General features: G+C 59.1%; 19 protein-coding genes. 16 read left to right on the top strand and 3 right to left on the bottom strand.

Annotated features, from left to right (window positions below):
* Window positions 1-98: 98 nt before the first annotated feature.
* From V5E99_RS08640 to ispD, 7 genes are all read left to right on the top strand, one after another.
* A complete protein-coding gene (locus V5E99_RS08640) occupies window positions 99-1,046 on the top strand; it encodes an acetyl-CoA carboxylase carboxyltransferase subunit alpha (RefSeq protein WP_149657372.1) in 948 nt (315 codons plus the stop codon).
* A 126-nt stretch (window positions 1,047-1,172) separates the two neighbouring features.
* Entirely contained in the window at window positions 1,173-2,501 is a 1,329-nt protein-coding gene (tilS, locus tag V5E99_RS08645; protein ID WP_499802074.1) for a tRNA lysidine(34) synthetase TilS, read from the top strand.
* A 274-nt stretch (window positions 2,502-2,775) separates the two neighbouring features.
* Window positions 2,776-4,407, top strand: coding sequence for a CTP synthase (gene pyrG, locus V5E99_RS08650; protein WP_499802075.1), 1,632 nt, complete (start codon window positions 2,776-2,778; stop codon window positions 4,405-4,407).
* A gap of 5 nt (window positions 4,408-4,412) precedes the next feature.
* The gene (gene kdsA, locus V5E99_RS08655) at window positions 4,413-5,258 is read left to right on the top strand and encodes a 3-deoxy-8-phosphooctulonate synthase (protein WP_499802076.1); all 846 of its coding nucleotides are present in this window, start codon (window positions 4,413-4,415) and stop codon (window positions 5,256-5,258) included.
* A gap of 156 nt (window positions 5,259-5,414) precedes the next feature.
* Window positions 5,415-6,704, top strand: a complete 1,290-nt coding sequence (gene eno / locus V5E99_RS08660) for a phosphopyruvate hydratase (RefSeq protein WP_499802077.1) — start codon at window positions 5,415-5,417, stop codon at window positions 6,702-6,704.
* Window positions 6,705-6,875: 171 nt separating this feature from the next.
* Entirely contained in the window at window positions 6,876-7,154 is a 279-nt protein-coding gene (gene ftsB, locus V5E99_RS08665) for a cell division protein FtsB (protein WP_008028992.1), read from the top strand.
* Window positions 7,151-7,858: a 2-C-methyl-D-erythritol 4-phosphate cytidylyltransferase gene (gene ispD, locus V5E99_RS08670; protein ID WP_499802078.1), complete on the top strand. Its 708-nt coding sequence runs from the start codon at window positions 7,151-7,153 to the stop codon at window positions 7,856-7,858. The genes ftsB and ispD overlap by 4 nt, the downstream gene beginning before the upstream one ends.
* A gap of 112 nt (window positions 7,859-7,970) precedes the next feature.
* Here the strand turns inward: ispD and V5E99_RS08675 are convergent, their stop codons facing one another.
* Window positions 7,971-8,867 (bottom strand): LysR family transcriptional regulator, encoded by an 897-nt coding sequence (locus V5E99_RS08675; protein ID WP_499802079.1) that lies wholly within the window; start codon window positions 8,865-8,867, stop codon window positions 7,971-7,973.
* Between the two features lie 110 nt (window positions 8,868-8,977).
* Between V5E99_RS08675 and V5E99_RS08680 the strand changes: the two genes are divergently transcribed.
* The 8 genes from V5E99_RS08680 to rpoS all read left to right on the top strand — a co-directional run bounded on the left by V5E99_RS08680 (window position 8,978) and on the right by rpoS (window position 16,143).
* Window positions 8,978-10,087: an S-(hydroxymethyl)glutathione dehydrogenase/class III alcohol dehydrogenase gene (locus V5E99_RS08680; protein WP_499802231.1), complete on the top strand. Its 1,110-nt coding sequence runs from the start codon at window positions 8,978-8,980 to the stop codon at window positions 10,085-10,087.
* A 14-nt stretch (window positions 10,088-10,101) separates the two neighbouring features.
* Window positions 10,102-10,941: an S-formylglutathione hydrolase gene (gene fghA, locus V5E99_RS08685; protein WP_499802233.1), complete on the top strand. Its 840-nt coding sequence runs from the start codon at window positions 10,102-10,104 to the stop codon at window positions 10,939-10,941.
* Window positions 10,942-10,984: 43 nt separating this feature from the next.
* Window positions 10,985-11,458 carry a 2-C-methyl-D-erythritol 2,4-cyclodiphosphate synthase gene (gene ispF, locus V5E99_RS08690; protein WP_499802080.1) on the top strand — a complete coding sequence of 158 codons (474 nt, stop codon included), beginning with the start codon at window positions 10,985-10,987 and terminating at the stop codon, window positions 11,456-11,458.
* Window positions 11,455-12,513, top strand: coding sequence for a tRNA pseudouridine(13) synthase TruD (gene truD, locus V5E99_RS08695; RefSeq protein ID WP_499802081.1), 1,059 nt, complete (start codon window positions 11,455-11,457; stop codon window positions 12,511-12,513). The genes ispF and truD overlap by 4 nt, the downstream gene beginning before the upstream one ends.
* Window positions 12,501-13,250, top strand: coding sequence for a 5'/3'-nucleotidase SurE (gene surE / locus V5E99_RS08700; protein ID WP_499802082.1), 750 nt, complete (start codon window positions 12,501-12,503; stop codon window positions 13,248-13,250). Before truD ends, surE begins: the two co-directional genes overlap by 13 nt.
* Complete coding sequence (locus V5E99_RS08705; RefSeq protein ID WP_499802083.1) at window positions 13,250-13,927, top strand: protein-L-isoaspartate(D-aspartate) O-methyltransferase; 678 nt, start codon at window positions 13,250-13,252, stop codon at window positions 13,925-13,927. Before surE ends, V5E99_RS08705 begins: the two co-directional genes overlap by 1 nt.
* A 212-nt stretch (window positions 13,928-14,139) precedes the next feature.
* A complete protein-coding gene (locus tag V5E99_RS08710) occupies window positions 14,140-15,030 on the top strand; it encodes a peptidoglycan DD-metalloendopeptidase family protein (protein WP_499802084.1) in 891 nt (296 codons plus the stop codon).
* Between the two features lie 105 nt (window positions 15,031-15,135).
* A complete protein-coding gene (gene rpoS, locus V5E99_RS08715) occupies window positions 15,136-16,143 on the top strand; it encodes an RNA polymerase sigma factor RpoS (protein ID WP_054047143.1) in 1,008 nt (335 codons plus the stop codon).
* Window positions 16,144-16,683: 540 nt separating this feature from the next.
* On the opposite strand, the gene fdxA is transcribed toward rpoS, so the two are convergent.
* Entirely contained in the window at window positions 16,684-17,007 is a 324-nt protein-coding gene (fdxA, locus tag V5E99_RS08720; protein ID WP_007908827.1) for a ferredoxin FdxA, read from the bottom strand.
* 142 nt (window positions 17,008-17,149) lie between these two features.
* Window positions 17,150-19,729 carry a DNA mismatch repair protein MutS gene (mutS, locus tag V5E99_RS08725; RefSeq protein ID WP_499802085.1) on the bottom strand — a complete coding sequence of 860 codons (2,580 nt, stop codon included), beginning with the start codon at window positions 19,727-19,729 and terminating at the stop codon, window positions 17,150-17,152.
* Window positions 19,730-19,847: 118 nt separating this feature from the next.
* Here mutS and V5E99_RS08730 point away from each other — a divergent pair, with 118 nt between their 5' ends.
* Window positions 19,848-20,660: an XRE family transcriptional regulator gene (locus V5E99_RS08730; protein ID WP_499802086.1), complete on the top strand. Its 813-nt coding sequence runs from the start codon at window positions 19,848-19,850 to the stop codon at window positions 20,658-20,660.
* Window positions 20,661-20,695: the final 35 nt, after the last annotated feature.

The raw sequence follows: 20,695 nt of genomic DNA on the forward strand, positions 1-20,695 counted from the left end.
TTAATCTCGACCTGAACGCGCCTCTCCCTTAAGGTAGGGCGCGAATAGACAACCGGCCGGCCCAAGCTCCCTTGGATGTCGACCCAAGACGGACGCCTATGAACCCGAATTTTCTAGATTTCGAACAGCCGATCGCCGACCTGCAAGCCAAGATCGAAGAGTTGCGCTTGGTCGGTAATGACAATTCGCTGAATATCGGCGATGAGATATCCCGCCTGCAGGACAAAAGCAGCACCTTGACCGAAGACATCTTCGGCAAGCTGACCAGCTGGCAGATCGCGCGTCTGGCGCGTCACCCGAAGCGTCCATACACCCTGGACTACATCGAACACATCTTTACCGAGTTCGACGAACTGCACGGTGACCGTCACTTTTCCGACGACGCCGCCATTGTTGGCGGTATCGCTCGCCTGGACGACCAGCCGGTGATGATCATCGGTCACCAGAAAGGCCGTGAAGTGCGCGAGAAAGTTCGCCGCAACTTCGGCATGCCGCGTCCGGAAGGCTACCGCAAGGCCTGCCGCCTGATGGAAATGGCCGAGCGTTTCAAAATGCCGATCCTGACCTTCATCGACACTCCGGGTGCTTACCCGGGTATCGACGCTGAAGAGCGCAACCAGAGTGAAGCGATTGCCTGGAACCTGCGTGTCATGGCACGTCTGAAAACCCCAATCATCGCCACCGTAATTGGTGAGGGTGGTTCCGGTGGTGCCTTGGCGATCGGTGTTTGCGATCAGTTGAACATGCTGCAGTACTCGACCTACGCGGTGATTTCGCCGGAAGGTTGCGCATCGATCCTGTGGAAAACCGCAGAAAAAGCACCGGATGCCGCTGAAGCCATGGGCATCACCGCCGAACGCCTCAAAGGCCTGGGCATCGTTGACAAAGTGATTGGCGAGCCGCTGGGCGGCGCCCACCGCGACCCGGCTGCTGCCGCTGCATCGATCCGCGCCGAGCTGAGCTCGCAACTGGCGATGCTGAAGAAGTTCGACAACGAAGCGCTGCTCAAGCGTCGTTACGAGCGTCTGATGAGCTACGGCCTGTAACCGAGCTCGCAATACCCCTGTAGGAGCTGCCGCAGGCTGCGATCTTTTGATCTTGAAATTGCCAGATCAAAAGATCGCAGCCTGCGGCGGCTCCTACAGAGGATTTAAGTGAAGTGATCGATCTCTATGAATCCTTCCAACATCGATCTGTCTGTCAGGCTCCTGCTGAACCTGAGCCCCTGGCGCACCGCCACCACCTGGCGCATCGCCTTCTCCGGCGGCCTTGACTCCACCGCCCTGCTGCACCTTCTCGCCCATCTAGCCAAAACCGAATCCCTGCCGGCACTCAGTGCCATCCATGTCCATCATGGTCTTCAGGCTGTGGCCGATGCGTGGCCGGAGCATTGTCAGTCGGTCTGTGATGCGCTGGGCGTGCCGCTGAAGGTGGTTCGCGTCCAGGTCCTGCCTGGCGCCAGTCTTGAGCGGGCCGCCCGGGAGGCGCGTTATGCCGCCTTCGTTGAGGCCACTCACGCCAACGAAGTACTGCTGACCGCCCAGCACCGTGATGATCAGGCCGAAACCCTGTTGTTCCGACTGTTGCGCGGCGCCGGGGTCAGAGGATTGTCGGGGATGCCGGGTGAGCGTGCGTTGGGGCAGGGGCACTTGCTGCGGCCGCTGCTGGATGTCACTCGGGCGGAGCTGGAGGCGTATGCCAACCTGCATCAACTGAAGTGGGTTGAAGACCCGTCGAATCAGGATCGGCAGTTTTCGCGCAACTACCTGCGGCATCAGGTGTTCCCGATGCTCACCGAGCGCTGGCCGCAAGCGCTGGCGACCATGGCGCGCAGTGCGGCGCATCTGCGCGAAGCCCAGGGATTGCTCGATGAACTGGCGCAACTCGATCTGGCCGAGGCGGGCAGTCGCAATGATTTCGATTGGCTGGGGTTGCCGTCGCTGGAGCTGCGCTCGCTGGAGGAATTGTCGGCTGGGCGTCAACGCAATGCTTTGAGCCACTGGCTCGCACCACGGACACGTCTACCGGACAGTGACCATTGGTCGGGTTGGCAGGACCTGCGCGATGCGACCGGTGATGCCTCGCCGATCTGGCGATTGGCCGACGGCGAATTGCATCGCGCGGGCGGGCGAATCTGGTGGTTGTCCGGTGCCTGGTTGCGTACGCCGGCGGTGGCCGGACCCTGGGCAGATCCCTTGAAGCCGTTGACGTTGCCGGACAATGGCCGGCTTACCCTGACCGGGCAAATCCCCGATGGTCCGCTGCATATCCGCTATCGTGAAGGAGGCGAGATCATGCATTTGCCTGACCGTGGCCACCGTGACCTTAAGCGTTTGCTTAACGAAAGGGGGGTGCCGGCGTTTGCCCGTGGCAGATTGCCGCTGCTCTATCGCGCCGAGCAATTGCTGGCGGTGGCGGGGCTGCGGGGGTTAAACGGCACTGAGCTGAATGGCTGGAATTTACACTGGCAGCCACCGAGCGAAGATCAAGGTTTGAGCTGAAAGGGGCTTTCCGGTAGACTACGCTCCCTTCTTGATACAACTTCTGTGGATTCGCCTGAATTGCAGGAGTTGCCGATTACCAAGCAGTCTTTGCTGGGCGATTCCAAAAAATGTGTAGCGAGCAACGCACCGGTGTTTCACCTTCCGGTCTGTCCCAACGCGGCGGTTTTTTTGAAAGATGCACTGTGATTAATGCAGGTGATCGGGGGCTTCGGCCTTCCTTCGCTTTCCCCGGCGGCTCGGACCGCTTTAACGCAGACTTCTAGGATTTTTCATGACGCGCTACATATTCGTCACGGGCGGTGTTGTTTCTTCATTGGGGAAAGGCATTGCCTCGGCTTCATTGGCGGCCATCCTGGAGGCGCGGGGACTTAAGGTCACCATGCTGAAGCTGGACCCGTACATCAACGTTGACCCGGGCACCATGAGCCCGTTCCAGCACGGTGAAGTGTTCGTCACCCACGACGGCGCCGAGACCGACCTGGACCTGGGCCACTACGAGCGGTTCATCCGCACGACCATGACCCAGAACAACAACTTCACCACGGGCCGTGTCTACGAACACGTCCTGCGCAAAGAGCGCCGTGGTGATTACCTGGGCGCCACTATCCAGGTGATTCCGCACATCACCGACGAAATCAAGCGCCGGATCATCAAGGGCGCCGGCGATGCCGACGTGGCCATGGTCGAGATCGGTGGCACCGTGGGTGACATCGAATCGCAGCCGTTCCTCGAAGCGATCCGTCAATTGCGTTTCGAAGTCGGCGCCAAGCGCGCGATGCTGATGCACCTGACGCTGGTGCCGTACATCGCCACTGCCGGCGAAACCAAAACCAAGCCAACCCAGCACTCGGTCAAGGAACTGCGTTCCATCGGCCTGCAACCTGACGTGCTGGTGTGCCGCTCCGATCACCCGATCGACATCTCGTCCCGTCGCAAGATCGCCCAGTTCACCAACGTTGAAGAACGTGCGGTGATCGCGCTGGAAGACGCCGACACCATCTACAAGATCCCGGGTATCCTGCACTCCCAGGGCCTGGATGATTTCGTTGTCGAGCGTTTCGGCCTGCAATGTGGCGGCGCCGATCTGTCCGAGTGGGAAGCCGTGGTCGACGCCAAGCTCAACCCTGAGCACGAAGTCACCATCGCCATGGTCGGCAAGTACATGGAGTTGCTGGACGCCTACAAGTCGCTGATCGAAGCGATGAGTCACGCCGGCATCAGCAACCGCACCAAGGTCAACCTGCGCTACATCGATTCCGAAGACATCGAAAACCAGGGCACTGCGCTGCTGGAAGGTGTTGACGCGATCCTCGTACCGGGCGGCTTCGGTCTGCGTGGCGTGGAGGGCAAGATCACCGCCGTTCAGTACGCTCGCGAAAACAAGGTTCCATACCTCGGCATCTGCCTGGGCATGCAAGTGGCCGTGATCGAGTTCGCTCGTAACGTGCTGGGCTGGAAAGACGCCAACTCCACCGAGTTCGATCGTGCAAGCGGTCACCCGGTCGTGGGTCTGATCACCGAGTGGGAAGATGCCACCGGCGCCGTCGAAACCCGTACCGAAGCGTCCGACCTGGGCGGCACCATGCGCCTTGGCGCACAGGATTGCCTGCTGGAACCGGGTTCGCTGGTTCACGATTGCTACGCCAAGGACGTGATCGTCGAGCGTCACCGTCATCGCTACGAAGTGAACAACAAGCTGCTGCCGCAAATCATGGAAGCCGGGCTGAAAATCTCCGGTCGTTCCGGTGATGGCGCGCTGGTCGAAGTGGTTGAAGCACCGGATCATCCTTGGTTCGTCGCTTGCCAGTTCCACCCTGAGTTCACCTCGACGCCGCGCGACGGTCACCCGTTGTTCACCGGTTTCGTCAAAGCAGCGCTGACTCAACACCAGAAGAAGGCATAACTCCGATGGCGCAGAAGATCATCCGTGTAGGCGATATCGAGATTGCGAACGACAAGCCAATGGTGCTTTTCGGTGGCATGAACGTGCTGGAAAGCCGCGACATGGCGATGCAGGTCTGCGAAGAGTACGTCAAGGTTACCCAGAAGCTCGGTATCCCTTACGTGTTCAAGGCCAGTTTCGACAAGGCTAACCGTTCCTCCGTGACCTCTTACCGTGGCCCCGGCCTGGAAGAGGGCATGCGGATTTTCCAGGACATCAAGCAAGCCTTCGGCGTGCCGATCATCACCGACGTCCACGAGCCTGAACAGGCTGCGGTCGTTGCTGAAGTCTGCGACATCATCCAGTTGCCGGCCTTCCTGTCGCGCCAGACCGATCTCGTGGTCGCGATGGCCAAGACCGGCGCGGTGATCAACATCAAGAAAGCCCAGTTCCTCGCACCGCACGAGATGAAACACATCCTGAGCAAGTGCGTGGAAGCGGGTAACGATCAGTTGATCCTCTGCGAGCGCGGTTCGAGCTTCGGCTACAACAACCTGGTTGTCGACATGCTCGGCTTCGGCATCATGAAGCAGTTCGAATACCCGGTGTTCTTCGACGTGACCCATTCGCTGCAAATGCCAGGCGGTCGCTCCGATTCCGCTGGCGGTCGTCGCGCTCAGGTCACCGACCTGGCCAAGGCCGGCATCAGCCAGTCGCTGGCGGGCTTGTTCCTCGAAGCCCACCCGGACCCGGACAACGCCAAATGCGACGGCCCTTGCGCCTTGCGTCTGGACAAACTGGAGCCATTCCTGGCCCAGCTCAAAGCGTTGGACGAACTGGTTAAGAGTTTTCCGACGGTAGAAACCGCGTAAACCGCTTTTCTCCGGTAAAGTACCGCACGATTTAATGTTCAGGCCCTCGGGCCTGAGCCTTATCGTCCGCAAGTCTGCCCGTTGCACATCTCTTGCCGGCGATAAAAGATTTCCTTCAGCTGCGTCGTTTTCGTCAACTTTGGAGTGTTTACAACAATGGCAAAAATCGTCGACATCAAAGGTCGTGAAGTTCTCGACTCCCGTGGCAATCCTACTGTCGAAGCGGACGTGCTTCTCGATAACGGCATCATCGGCAGTGCGTGCGCGCCGTCCGGTGCTTCCACTGGCTCGCGTGAAGCGCTCGAGCTGCGTGATGGCGACAAGAGCCGTTACCTGGGCAAGGGCGTGCTGAAAGCCGTCGGCAACATCAACGGTCCGATTCGCGACCTGCTGTTAGGTAAAGATCCAAGCGACCAGAAAGCCCTCGATCACGCGATGATCAAGCTCGACGGTACTGAAAACAAAGGTTCCCTGGGCGCCAACGCGATCCTCGCCGTTTCCCTGGCTGCGGCCAAGGCAGCAGCACAGGACCAGGACCTGCCGCTGTACGCTCACATCGCCAACCTGAACGGCACGCCGGGTGTTTACTCGATGCCGGTTCCGATGATGAACATCATCAACGGTGGCGAGCACGCCGATAACAACGTCGACATCCAGGAATTCATGGTTCAGCCGGTTGGCGCCAAGACTTTCTCGGAAGGTCTGCGCATGGGCACCGAGATTTTCCACCACCTCAAAGCTGTGTTGAAGGCCCGTGGCCTGAGCACTGCGGTCGGTGACGAAGGTGGTTTCGCACCAAACCTGGCCTCCAACGAAGACGCTTTGAAAGTGATCTCCGAAGCTGTTGCCAATGCTGGTTACAAGCTGGGCACCGACGTGACCCTGGCCCTGGACTGCGCCGCCAGCGAATTCTACGAAGACGGTAAATACAACCTGTCCGGCGAAGGTCATGTATTCACCTCCGAAGGTTTTGCTGACTACCTCAAAGGCCTGACCGAACGCTACCCGATCATCTCCATCGAAGATGGCCTGGACGAGTCTGACTGGGCTGGCTGGAAAGTCCTCACCGACAAGATCGGCGAGAAAATCCAACTGGTGGGCGACGACCTGTTCGTGACCAACACCAAGATCCTGAAAGAAGGCATCGATAAAAAGATCGCCAACTCGATCCTGATCAAGTTCAACCAGATCGGCACCCTGACCGAAACCCTGGAAGCCATCCAGATGGCCAAGGCCGCTGGTTACACCGCCGTGATCTCGCACCGCTCCGGCGAAACCGAAGATTCGACCATTGCCGACCTGGCCGTGGGCACTGCGGCTGGCCAGATCAAGACCGGCTCCCTGTGCCGTTCCGATCGCGTTTCCAAGTACAACCAACTGCTGCGTATCGAAGAGCAGTTGAACGGTAAAGCCAAGTACAACGGTCGCAGCGAGTTTCGCGGCTGATCGGTAATTGGTAAAAAGACACCGGATTGTGTCGGAAAAATCGTGACAGCGACGTTTTTGCCACTAATCTGATGCCTTAAGAGCACAAGCCTGGGTCTTCCAGGCTTCGTGCTATCAGAAGCTTCATAGTTTTGGCATGGCTGTCTTTTTTCACTGGATACCTGATATTCGATGCGCAGTCCCAATTGGTTGTTCCTCGTCTTGCTCCTGCTGCTGGCTGGCCTGCAATACCGCCTGTGGGTGGGAAATGGCAGTCTGGCGCAAGTGGCCGAGCTGACTCAGCAGATCGCGGATCAACACGCTGAGAACGAAGGCTTGCTGGAACGCAATCGGGTGATGGACGCCGAAGTCAGTGAGTTGAAGAAAGGCATGGAGACCGTTGAAGAACGGGCTCGTCATGAGTTGGGCATGGTCAAGGACGGTGAAACCCTTTACCAGTTGGCTCAATGATCCATTCGTTACCGGCCTTCTGGGCCGTGATTCCTGCCGCGGGCGTCGGTGCCCGTATGGCCGCGGACCGTCCCAAGCAATACTTGCAACTGGGTGGGCGCACAATTCTCGAACACAGCCTCGGCTGTTTCCTTGATCATCCCTCGCTTAAGGGGTTGGTGATCTGTCTTGCTGTCGATGATCCTTTTTGGCCGAAACTGGTGTCCGCATCTGATCCGCGTATCCAGCGAGTAGACGGCGGTGCCGAGCGTTCCGGGTCGGTGCTCAATGCCTTGCTGCATCTGCATGCATTGGGTGCTGATGATGAGGATTGGGTGTTGGTCCACGATGCCGCCCGGCCGAATCTGGCTCGGGATGATCTCGATAAATTGCTGAGTGAACTGGCGGACGATCCGGTCGGCGGACTGCTGGCGGTGCCGGCGCGCGATACCTTGAAGCGGGTCGATAAGCACGGTCGTGTTGTTGAAACCGTGGATCGCAGCGTAATCTGGCAGGCTTACACGCCGCAGATGTTTCGCCTGGGGGCGTTGCATCGGGCGTTGGCGGACAGTCTGGTGGCCGATGCGGTGATCACTGACGAAGCGTCGGCGATGGAGTGGTCAGGTTTGGCGCCACGTTTGATCGAAGGGCGTTCCGATAACATTAAGGTGACTCGTCCCGAAGACCTTGAATGGTTGCGCCAGCGTTGGGCTAACCGCCTTTAAAAGATCGCAGCCTCGTTGCACTCGACAGCTCCTACAGGTGCCGTACGGTGGCCGTGGATAATGTAGGAGCTGTCGAGTGCAACGAGGCTGCGATCTTTTGATCTTCAAACCCTCACACCCTGTACTCCGGCCTTAACGCCAATCCTTCCTTCAAGAAATCCACCAACTTGCGCACCTTCGGTGACAGATGCCGTTGCTGTGGATAAAGCGCCCACACTGCCGTATTCGGCGGTTGATGCGCCTCCAGCAGCGAAATCAACGCGCCACTATTCAAATGTTCCAGCACGTAATAATCCGGCAACTGACACAACCCGACACCTTGCAGCGCGGCGTCCAGTACCGCTTGCCCACTGTTGCAGCGCCAGTTTCCCTGCACCCGCTGGGAAAATTCCCGCCCGTTCTGTTCCAGTTGCCAGAGGTCCGAACTGCCGATGAGGCAATTATGTCGGCTCAATTCCGACAAACTGTGTGGCCGACCGTACCGTTCCAGGTAGGACGGCGAGGCGCACAGGTACATGCGTCGCGGCGCCAGGCGCGTCGCGACCAACCGTGAGTCTTGCAGTCGGCCGAGTCGGATCGCCAGGTCGAGGCCTTCATGCACCAGGTCGAGTTGGCGGTTGCTCAGTTCAATGTCGATTCGAAGTTGCGGGTAAAGCCCCATGAACCGCGTGACCAGCGGCACGATGAACCGTTCGCCATAGGCCACGGCGCAGGTCATGCGCAGCATGCCTTTGGGCTCGCTGGTCAGGTCGCCGACCGCGCGTAACGCTTCTTCACGACCATCCTGCAACCGCTGGCAATGTTGCAGAAAGGTTTGCCCGGCCTCGGTCAGCGTGACCCGTCGGGTGCTGCGGTACAGCAGGCGTGTCTGAAGGCGTTCTTCCAGTCGTACGATTTGTCGACTGACATGGGATGAAGAAACCCCAAGCCGTTCTGCCGCCGCCGTGAATTGGCTGCACTCGGCGACGGCGACGAATTCGTCGATCCCTTCCCAGCGGTTCTCGGACATCGAGGATTATCCCTATGTGGCAATAATGTTTTGCTTTTGCCTGGATTATTGATCGTGGCGCTATGTATTACACTCCCTGTCTCGTTTTTATTCACTGGAGAGTCAGCATGATCAAGTCGCGCGCCGCCGTTGCCTTCGAGGCCAAGAAACCCCTTGAGATCGTTGAAGTCGATGTCGCCCTGCCCAAGGCCGGCGAAGTCCTGCTGCGCGTCGTCGCTTCCGGTGTTTGCCACACCGACGCCTACACCTTGTCCGGCGCTGACCCGGAAGGCATCTTCCCGTCGATCCTCGGTCACGAGGGTGGCGCTGTGGTTGAAGCCATCGGCGAAGGCGTGACCTCGGTGGCTGTTGGCGATCATGTGATCCCGCTGTACACCCCGGAATGCCGCCAGTGCAAATTCTGCCTGTCGGGTAAAACCAATCTCTGCCAGGCGATTCGTGCCACTCAAGGCAAAGGCTTGATGCCGGACGGTACTTCGCGCTTTTCCTACAAAGGTCAGCCGATTTTCCACTACATGGGCACTTCGACGTTCTCCGAGTACACCGTGCTGCCGGAAATCTCCGTCGCCAAGATCCCTAAAGAAGCACCGCTGGAAAAAGTCTGCCTGCTGGGCTGTGGTGTCACCACCGGCATCGGCGCGGTGCTCAACACCGCCAAGGTGAAACCGGGTGACACCGTCGCCATTTTCGGCCTCGGCGGTATCGGTTTGTCGGCCGTGATCGGCGCGGCGAAGGCCAAGGCTGCACGGATCATTGCCATCGACATCAACCCGGCCAAGTTCGAGATCGCCAAGCAACTGGGTGCAACCGATTGCGTGAACCCGAAAGACTTCGATCGTCCGATCCAGGAAGTCATCGTCGACATGACCGATGGCGGCGTCGACTTTTCCTTCGAGTGCATCGGCAATGTCCACTTGATGCGCGCCGCGCTTGAGTGCTGCCACAAGGGTTGGGGCGAGTCGGTGATCATCGGCGTGGCCGGTGCTGGCCAGGAAATTTCCACCCGTCCGTTCCAACTGGTGACCGGCCGCGTCTGGCGCGGTTCGGCGTTCGGCGGCGTGCGTGGTCGTACCGAGTTGCCAAGCTACGTGGAAATGGCCGAAACCGGCGAAATCCCGCTGGACACTTTCATCACTCACACCATGGGCCTGGAAGACATCAACAAGGCGTTTGACCTGATGCATGAAGGCAAGAGCATCCGTTCCGTCATCCATTTTTGAGGTCGGTCATGAGCCTGGAAAATATCTCTTGCCAGAAGAGCTTCGGCGGCTGGCACAAACGCTACCGGCACCGCTCCGAGGTGCTGGGCTGCGACATGGTGTTCGCCGTGTACCTGCCGCCGCAGGCGGAGCAGGGCGGCAAGTTGCCGGTGCTGTACTGGTTGTCCGGCCTGACCTGCACCGATGAGAACTTCATGCACAAGGCCGGCGCCCTGCGCATGGCCGCCGAGTTGGGCTTGATCATCGTTGCGCCGGACACCAGTCCGCGCGGCGCCGATGTGCCGGGTGATCCTGATGGCGCCTGGGACTTTGGCCTCGGCGCGGGCTTCTATCTGAATGCCACGCAGGAACCGTGGTCGCGGCACTATCGGATGCATGACTATGTTGTGCAGGAATTGCCGGCATTGGTTGAAGCACATTTCCCGGCTTCGGAAAAACGCGGCATCAGCGGTCACTCCATGGGTGGCCACGGTGCGTTGGTCTGTGCGCTGCGCAATCCGGGGCGCTATCAGTCGGTGTCGGCGTTTTCGCCGATCAACAATCCGATGGATTGCCCGTGGGGTCAGAAGGCTTTCTCCCGTTATCTGGGCGAAGACCGTTCGAAGTGGCGTGAGTGGGACGCTTGCGCGCTGATCGCCGAGGCTGACGAGAAGCTGCCGCTGCTGGTCGATCAAGGTGATCGCGACGATTTCCTCGCCACCCAGCTCAAGCCTGAAGCCTTGCAACAGGCGGCCAAACTGGCCGGTCATCCGCTGACGTTGCGCCTGCAACCGGGCTATGACCACAGCTATTTCTTCATCGCCAGTTTTATAGACGACCACTTACAGCATCACGCACGCGCCCTAGGCGTGTAATGCAGGTAGAATCACGCCCTGACAAAAATCGGGGCGTTTTTTTATGCGTATTGGCCACGGCTATGATGTGCACCGTTTCGCTGAAGGCGATTTCATTACTCTGGGCGGCGTGCGCATTGCACACAGCTTCGGGCTGCTCGCTCACTCCGACGGTGACGTCCTGCTGCACGCCTTGAGCGATGCCTTGCTCGGCGCGGCTGCGCTGGGTGATATCGGCAAGCACTTCCCGGACACCGACCCGACATTTAAAGGCGCCGACAGCCGTGTGCTGTTGCGTCACGTCGTCGCACTGATCCACGCCAAGGGCTGGAAAATCGGCAACGTCGATAACACCATCGTTGCCCAGGCGCCGAAAATGGCCCCGCATATCGAATCGATGCGCGCGCTGATTGCCGCGGATCTTCAAGTTGAGTTGGATCAAGTGAACGTGAAAGCTACCACCACCGAAAAGCTTGGCTTTGTCGGTCGCGAAGAAGGCATTGCCGTGCATTCCGTTGCCTTGTTGCTGCGCGCATGAACGAATTGCAATTGCTCGGCCCGCGAGCCTATGGCGAAGCCCTCGGCACGGCGGTACTCAAAGCCACGGCGGAAGATTTCCAGGTCGATGAAGTGCTCAATATTTCCCTCAGTGGTGACGGCGAGCACCTGTGGATCTGGGTGGAAAAACGCGGTCTGAACACCGAGGAAGCGGCGCGGCGAATCGCCAAGGCTGCCGGTGTGCCGTTGCGCACCGTGAGTTATGCGGGGCTCAAGGATCGCCAGGCGCTGACTCGTCAGTGGTTCAGCGTGCAACTGCCGGGCAAGGCTGATCCTGATCTGTCGTCGGCGGAAAACGACACGCTGAAAATCCTCAAGACTGGCCGGCACAAACGCAAGCTGCAACGCGGTGCCCATTCGGCCAATGGCTTTACCTTGCGCCTGACCCAATTTGCTGGCGACAAGTCGGCGATCGAAGAGCGTCTGCAATTGATCGCCCAGCAAGGTATTCCCAATTATTTCGGTACCCAGCGCTTTGGCTTTGATGGCGGCAACGTCGTCGATGCCCGCGCCTGGGCGGCACGCAAGGCGTTGCCGGAGCAGCGCAATGTGCGTTCGCGCCTGCTTTCCACGGCGCGCAGTTTTCTGTTCAATCAGGTACTGGCGGCGCGGGTCGCCGATGGCACCTGGCAGCGTGCGTTGGTGGGTGATTTGCTGGCCTTCACCGACAGCCGCAGCTTTTTCCCGGCCGGTGAGGCCGAGTGCAGCGATCCGCGCCTGGCGATTCTCGACCTGCACCCGACCGGCCCGCAGTGGGGCGAAGGTGACTCGCCGGCCACGGGCGCTGTCCATGAACTGGAGCAGGCAATCGCCAGCCGCGAAGCAGACTTGCGCGACTGGTTGATTAACGCCGGTATGAGCCACGAACGTCGCATCCTGCGGCTGCCCATTGCCGGGTTGACGTGGCATTATCCCGAGCCTGACATTCTGCAACTGGAATTCGTCCTGCCGGCCGGATGCTTTGCCACCGTATTGGTGCGCGAGCTCGTTGATCTGGTGCCGGTGGGGCAGACGGACAGCCCATGCGTATTCTGATTTCTAACGACGATGGGGTAACCGCACCCGGTCTTGCCGCGCTTTATGCTGCGCTGGCGGATTACACCGAGTGCGTGGTTATCGCCCCGGACCAGGACAAAAGCGGCGCCAGCAGCTCGCTGACGCTCGACCGTCCGTTGCACCCGCAAACCCTGGCCAACGGCTTTATCAGCCTCAACGGCACACCCACCGATTGCGTGCACCTGGGCCTTAACGGCTTGCTGGAGCGCCAACCGGACATGGTGGTTTCCGGGATCAACCTGGGCGCTAACCTGGGGGACGATGTTTTGTACTCCGGCACCGTGGCGGCGGCCCTTGAGGGTCGTTTCCTGGAGCGTCCATCGTTTGCCTTTTCGTTGGTCTCACGGCAAGTGGAGAACCTTCCCACAGCCGCTTACTTTGCGCGCAAACTGGTCGAAGCCCACGCTGACCTTCAGCTGCCACCGCGCACGGTACTGAACGTGAATATTCCGAACCTGCCGCTGGATCATATCCGCGGCATTCAGTTGACCCGCCTGGGGCATCGCGCCCGTGCGGCGGCGCCGATGAAAGTGGTCGATCCTCGGGGCAAATCCGGTTACTGGATCGCAGCCGCCGGGGACGCGGAAGACGGCGGCCCGGGCACCGACTTCCATGCGGTGATGCAGGGCTATGTCTCGATCACCCCGCTGCAACTGGATCGCACCTTTAATGATGCCTTCAGTAGTCTCGACGGCTGGCTGGAGGGGTTGCAGTAATGGGACGTGAACAAGACGATATTCTGCGTCGCGGCATCGGGATGACCTCCCAGCGCACCCGCGAGCGGCTTATTCAGCGACTGTACGAAGAGGGGATTTCCAACGCCAAGGTGCTGGAAGTCATCCGTCGTACACCCCGTCACCTGTTCGTTGACGAGGCGTTGGCTCACCGCGCCTACGAAGACACGGCGTTGCCGATCGGCAACAACCAGACCATCTCCCAGCCTTATATGGTGGCGCGCATGAGCGAGCTGCTGTTGGAGGCCGGTCCTCTGGACAAGGTGATGGAGATCGGTACGGGCTCGGGTTACCAGACGGCCGTGTTGTCGCAATTGGTCGAACGGGTGTTTTCCGTGGAGCGCATCAAGGTTCTGCAGGACCGGGCCAAGGAACGCCTGGTGGAGCTGAACCTGCGCAACGTGGTCTTCCGCTGGGGCGATGGTTGGGAAGGCTGGCCGGCGCTGGCGCCGTACAACGGCATTATCGTCACCGCCGTGGCCACCGACGTGCCCCAGGCACTGCTCGATCAATTGGCCCCGGGCGGTCGTCTGGTCATACCGGTCGGCTCAGGTGAGGTCCAGCAATTGATGCTGATCATCCGCGAAGAGCAGGGCTTTTCCAGACGCGTTCTGGGGGCGGTACGCTTTGTGCCATTGCTCAATGGGCCATTGGCCTGAGCATTTGTTTTCGCGCGCTGAATTCTCTTCGATTGCCCGGGTCTTACAGCGGCATCGATCAGTTAAACGGGATTTATCGTCAGGCGGCAAACGTGTGCGCGACGCGATTTCGCTTCATTAAAGGTAAAGCCTGTACGGCCCGTTATACTGGCGACATTTCATGCCGAAACACGGCAAATCAATATTTCAGCCACCACAAAAGGGAGCGGCGGGTGAGTCTCACAGTCATTGCGCAGCGTATGGGTACAACAAGCTTTCAGCGCCTGGTGACTGGCCTTGTCTTGAGCACCTTGCTGGTCGGTTGCTCCAGCACCAAGTCGAGTTCCGTAGGCGTGGTGGACCGCAACAATGCCGTCGCCCAGCGTCCGGCAGTGACCACGGGTCAGTACGTCGTTCGACCTAAAGACACCCTGTTCTCGATCGCGTTTCGCTACGGCTGGGACTACAAAGCCCTCGCGGCCCGGAACAATATTCCTACGCCCTATACGATCCATCCGGGTCAGACAATTCGCTTCGACGGTCGCACCGGTTCAACGCCGGCAGCGGTCGCCAGCACGTCCGATTCAACGCCGGCAGCGGTCGCCAGCACGTCCGATTCAACGCCGTCGTCGTCGCTGAAAACCACGGTAATTCGACGCCAGCCGAATGGCGCAACTACCACTACAGCGGTGGTTGCACCGTCCGTCGCCAACAAGTCGGCACCCGCTCCACTGCCTCCGGCAGGCCCGGCCCCGACCGGCTGGGGATGGCCATCTAATGGCATATTAATTGGAAAATTCTCTTCAAACGGTAGTTTGAATAAAGGAATTGATATCGCCGGGGATTTGGGACAGCCTGTTTTAGCTGCGTCTGATGGGACGGTGGTATACGCCGGGAGTGGCTTAAGGGGCTACGGCGAATTAGTCATCATCAAACACAGCGACACCTACGTCAGTGCCTACGGACATAACCGCAGGCTGTTGGTTCGGGAGGGGCAGCAGGTCAAAGTCGGACAGACAATTGCCGAAATGGGGTCAACGGGTACAGACCGGGTGAAACTGCATTTTGAGATTCGCCGACAAGGTAAACCTGTAGATCCGCTGCAATTCCTGCCACGTCGTTGATTTGTTGTCAGCCTGTTCCGTCACGTAGAGGGGACAGGCTCCAGCGTTGCCAAGGATAAAGGCGCCGCTTGAGCTTGGGGTCGAACTCACCAAAGGACTATAACAATGGCTCTCAGTAAAGAAGTGCCGGAGTTTGACATCGACGATGAGGTTCTCCTTATGGAAACCGGCATCGCTACGGATTCGATGTCGAATGATGAAGGGGCTGCTCCACCTTCCGTTCGTGCCAAATCCAAACACTCCGCTTCGCTAAAGCAACACAAGTACATCGACTACACTCGGGCACTTGATGCCACGCAGCTGTATCTCAACGAAATCGGCTTTTCCCCGCTGCTCTCCCCGGAAGAAGAAGTTCATTTTGCGCGCCTGTCGCAAAGTGGCGATCCGGCCGGGCGCAAACGCATGATCGAAAGTAACCTGCGGCTGGTGGTGAAAATCGCCCGGCGTTACGTCAATCGTGGGTTGTCGCTGCTGGACCTGATCGAAGAGGGCAACCTCGGGTTGATCCGGGCAGTGGAAAAGTTCGACCCTGAGCGCGGCTTCCGCTTTTCGACCTACGCCACCTGGTGGATTCGTCAGACCATCGAGCGTGCGATCATGAACCAGACCCGGACTATCCGGTTGCCGATTCATGTGGTCAAAGAGCTCAATGTGTACCTGCGGGCTGCACGGGAGCTGACGCAAAAGCTCGATCACGAACCTTCACCCGAAGAGATCGCCAACCTGCTGGAAAAACCGGTAGGCGAGGTCAAGCGCATGCTCGGCCTGAACGAGCGGGTTTCTTCGGTCGACGTCTCGCTGGGTCCGGATTCGGATAAAACCCTGCTCGACACCCTTACCGACGATCGTCCAACCGATCCATGCGAACTGCTGCAGGACGATGACCTGTCCCAGAGCATCGATCAGTGGCTCTCGGAGCTGACCGACAAGCAACGCGAGGTGGTCATACGCCGCTTCGGCCTGCGCGGTCACGAGAGCAGCACGCTTGAAGATGTAGGCCTGGAAATCGGTTTGACCCGGGAACGTGTCAGGCAAATCCAGGTGGAAGGGCTCAAACGCCTTCGAGAGATTCTCGAGAAGAACGGCCTGTCGAGTGAGTCGCTGTTTCAATAAAGCATTCATGTCGCGGCAACAGAAAGCCCCGACTGGTTCGGGGCTTTTTGCTGTCTGAGGAAAGGGGCGGAGGCCGGCTCGCATTTGTAGTCTTGTGCTGTAAGTCTTCGCTTACTCTGCCGTAAGTGTTCGTTATTTTTACAGGTTGGCAGTTGTCTATTTTTGCTTTTGATTGATTTTAAGTATTTGTTTTATATAGATATTTTATTTTGTTAAGTGCATATGACAGCCAGTTTCGGCGTCGCAGGCGGGTTGCTGGAACCGGGGGATTCTCTAGTATCTGGGTTGTGTCGACGGATAGACACGCCCTTCAAGGAAGAAGGGAAGGACATCGCAGGACGCGATTCATCAGGACGATGAAAAGGAATACAGGGAATAGGGAAAAAATGTGGGCGGGTCAAACCGCCCCTTTTTTTGCCTGCAGAAAAGTCAAAAGATCGCAGCCTTCGGCAGCTCCTACGTGCCTGTGGCGCCGCCAAAGTCTTTTTAGGAGAAAAGCAAAAAGGCCCGTTAAGGGCCTTTTCGAGAACGCGGGGTGAATCAGCGTTCGAGGTCTTTGATCTTGCCTTTGACGCCATCCCACTCTTCGGCATCGGGCAGCGATTCTTTCTTCTCGGTGATGTTCGGCCAGATTTCGGCCAGCTCAACGTTTAGCTGAATGAATTCCTGCATCTCTTCCGGGACTTCATCTTCGGAGAAGATGGCCACGGCCGGGCATTCCGGTTCGCACAGTGCGCAGTCGATGCACTCATCCGGGTGAATCACCAGGAAGTTCGGGCCTTCGTAAAAGCAGTCCACCGGACAGACTTCTACGCAGTCGGTGTACTTGCACTTGATGCAGTTGTCGGTGACGACGAAGGTCATTTCTAATTTTCTCCTCAGGCGGCGGCAGCGGAGCCCCTTCACGTTGGGGTCGCCAGGTTCGGGAGCGATAGTCTGCTGGCCAGGCTATTAGCCAGCAGCATCCCAAACCGCGCGAGATTCTAACAGCTTGCAGGCAAGTGCGTTAGATCCGTGTCTTTAGTGTATAGAGCATTTCTAGCGCGCGACGCGGACTCATGTCGTCCAGATCCAGTTTGGCCAGTTCATCCAGCACCGGATGCGGCAGGCTGGCGAACATGTCGCTCTGCTGCGGCGCGGCCGGTTTACCTTTGGCTGCCTTGGGCACTTCGTGCGGCAGGGCGGTGGCTTCCAGGCGACCCAAGTGCTCGCGGGCACGCACGATCACTTCACTGGGCACACCGGCCAACTGCGCAACGGCCAGGCCGTAGCTCTGGCTGGCAGGCCCTGGCAGCACGTGGTGCAGGAATACGATGCGTTCGTTGTGTTCGGTCGCATTGAGGTGCACGTTGGCCACCAGCGGCTGGGCTTCCGGTAGCACGGTCAATTCGAAGTAGTGGGTGGCAAACAGCGTGTAGGCCCGCAGGTACGCCAAACGCTCGGCGGCGGCCCAAGCCAGGGACAAGCCGTCAAAGGTGCTGGTGCCGCGCCCGACTTCGTCCATCAGCACCAGGCTGCGTTCGGTGGCGTTGTGCAGGATGTTCGCGGTTTCGCTCATCTCGACCATAAAGGTCGAACGCCCACCGGCCAAGTCATCGCTGGAGCCGATCCGGGTGAAGATCCGGTCCACCAGGGACAGTTCGCAACTGGCCGCCGGCACGAAACTGCCGATGTGCGCCAGTAACACGATTAATGCGGTCTGACGCATGTAGGTGGATTTACCGCCCATGTTCGGACCAGTGATCACCAGCATGCGGGTGTTGTCGTCGAGGCTCAGGTCATTGGCCACGAACGGCGTGCTCAGGACTTGCTCGACCACCGGGTGACGACCCTGGCTGATGCGCATGCACGGCTCGCTGACGAAACGCGGGCAGTTCAGGTCGAGGTTCAGCGCCCGTTCGGCCAGGTTGCTCAACACGTCCAGCTCGGCGAGGGCGGTGGCGGTGTCTTGCAGCGGTGGCAGTTGCGAGATCAGGTCTTCGAGCAGCGCTTCGTAGAGCATCTTCTCGCGCGCCAGGGCGCGACTTTTCGCCGACAAGGCCTTGTCTTCGAAGGCCTTCAGCTCCGGCGTGATGAAACGCTCGGCGCCTTTGAGCGTCTGGCGACGGATGTAATCCGCCGGCGCCGACTCGGCCTGTTTGCTTGGCAGCTCGATGAAGTAGCCGTGAATGCGGTTGTAGCCGACTTTCAGGTGCGACAGGCCGGTGCGGGCCTTCTCGCGGGCTTCAAGGTCGATCAGGAATTGCCCGGCGTTTTCGCTGAGCGACTGCAAGTCGTCCAGCTCGGCGTCGTAACCGGTTTTCAACACGCCGCCGTCACGGATGACTGCGGGTGGGTTGTCGATAATGGCTTTTTCCAGCAGCGCCGCCAGTTCAGGGTAGGTGCTGGTGGTCGCGGCCAGTTGAATGATGTGCGGGGCTTCGAGCTCGGTCATCGCCACTTGCAACTCGGGCAGGGCCCCGAGGGCGTCGCGCAGACGGGCCAGGTCGCGAGGGCGGGCGTTACGCAAACCGATCCGCGCCAGAATCCGTTCGATGTCGCCGATTTCCTTGAGCTGCGGTTGCAGCTTCTCGAAACGGTAGCCGTCGAGCAGACAAGTGATCGAGGTCTGACGCGCCAGCAGCACGGTCAAATCCCGCAGCGGACGGTTTAGCCAGCGGGTCAGCAAGCGGCTGCCCATGGCGGTCTGGCAGCGATCGACCACCGATTGCAGAGTGTTCTCGCGACCGCCGGCCAGGTTGGTGTCCAGTTCCAGGTTGCGACGGCTCGCGCCATCCAGCACCACGGTGTCGTCCAGGCGTTCATGGCGCAGGCTGCGCAAGTGCGGCAGGGCGGTGCGCTGGGTTTCCTTGGCGTAGCTGAGCAGGCAACCGGCGGCGCCGATGGCCAGGGTCAGGTTTTCGCAGCCGAAGCCTTTAAGATCTTGGGTGGAAAACTGCTGGCAGAGACTTTTCAGCGCCGTATCGCGCTCGAAATCCCACGGCGCCCGACGACGAACCCCACGGCGTTTTTCCGCCGGCAGGTCTTTTGGCCAATCGTCCGGGATCATCAGCTCGACCGGGTTGACCCGCTCCAGCTCCGCCAGCAGGTTTTCCCAGCCTTTGATTTCCAGCACGCTGAAGTTGCCGCTGGTGATGTCCAGCACGGCCAGGCCGAACAGACGTTCATCACCCAGAACAGCGGCGATCAGGTTGTCCCGACGCTCATCCAGCAACGCTTCATCGCTGACCGTGCCCGGTGTGATGATCCGCACGACCTGCCGATCCACCGGCCCTTTGCTGGTAGCCGGGTCGCCGACCTGTTCGCAGATCACCACCGACTCGCCGAGCTTGACCAGTTTCGCCAGGTAACCTTCGGCGGCGTGGTAAGGAATCCCGCACATCGGAATCGCCTGGCCCGCCGACTGCCCGCGGGCGGTCAGGGTGATGTCCAACAACTTGGCGGCCTTCTTCGCGTCTTCGTAGAAGATCTCGTAGAAGTCACCCATGCGGTAGAACATCAACTGGTCAGGGTGCTGATTTTTCAGGCGCCAGTATTGCTGCATCATCGGCGTGTGCGAGGACAGATCGGAGATAGCTTTATTCATCGGAAATCAGGAAAACTCGTTGAAAGGTGTAGGGCAAAGGAGGGGCATCGGCCCGGCTTTTCCGCGATGGGCGCAAGGTTAACATGAGCGGTCCGCCGGACGCAGGCATCTAGGTCCCGTGGCCTGTTACGACTATTTTGCGTTTTATGCATATCTGCATTTGTTTTCTGAAAAAAGATCAAGCACTATTCGCGTTATGCAAAAACGCAACGTATCTACCGTCTTAAGAGCACTGCTCGATCAACACGGGATCTCCCCCACGGAGCTTCACCGTCGCACCGGCGTGCCTCAATCCACTCTTTCGCGCATTCTCAGCGGGAAGATCGTCGATCCTTCGGATAAGCACATCTCGAAGATTGCTGAATACTTCGCTGTGAGCACCGATCAGTTGCGTGGGCGCGCGGATGTTGCGCAGCCCGCGGGCGCGGGGCGTGAGCCCATACATTCCGAACTCAAGGACATAAGCCTGTGGGACGACGATACCCCTGTCGATGATGACGAGGTGTCGGTGCCCTTTCTTCGCGAGGTTGAATTGGCTGCTGGATCAGGAAGATTCGTCATCGAAGAAAGCGAGCGCTCAAGTTTGCGCTTCGGCAAGCGCAGCCTGCGTCACAACGGCGTGCAGTTCGACCAGGCCAAATGCGTGACGGTGCGCGGCAACAGCATGTTGCCGGTGCTGCGCGACGGCGCCACGGTTGGCGTGAACGCTGGCAAATGCGCGATTGGCGACATCATTGATGGCGACCTGTATGCGATCAACCATAACGGCCAGTTGCGGGTGAAACAGCTTTATCGCCTGCCCACCGGTATCCGCCTGCGCAGCTTCAACCGCGATGAGCACCCGGACGAGGACTACACCTTCCAGGAAATCCAGGAAGAGCAAATTGTCATCCTCGGCCACGTCTTCTGGTGGGGCATGTACGCCCGTTAACCTCATCGCTTTGCGATAAAACCCGCCCTCCAGCG

Origin of the sequence: Janthinobacterium sp. LPB2021202312-11-4, assembly GCF_037049705.1 — a bacterium.
In the GTDB taxonomy this organism is placed as follows: domain Bacteria; phylum Pseudomonadota; class Gammaproteobacteria; order Pseudomonadales; family Pseudomonadaceae; genus Aquipseudomonas.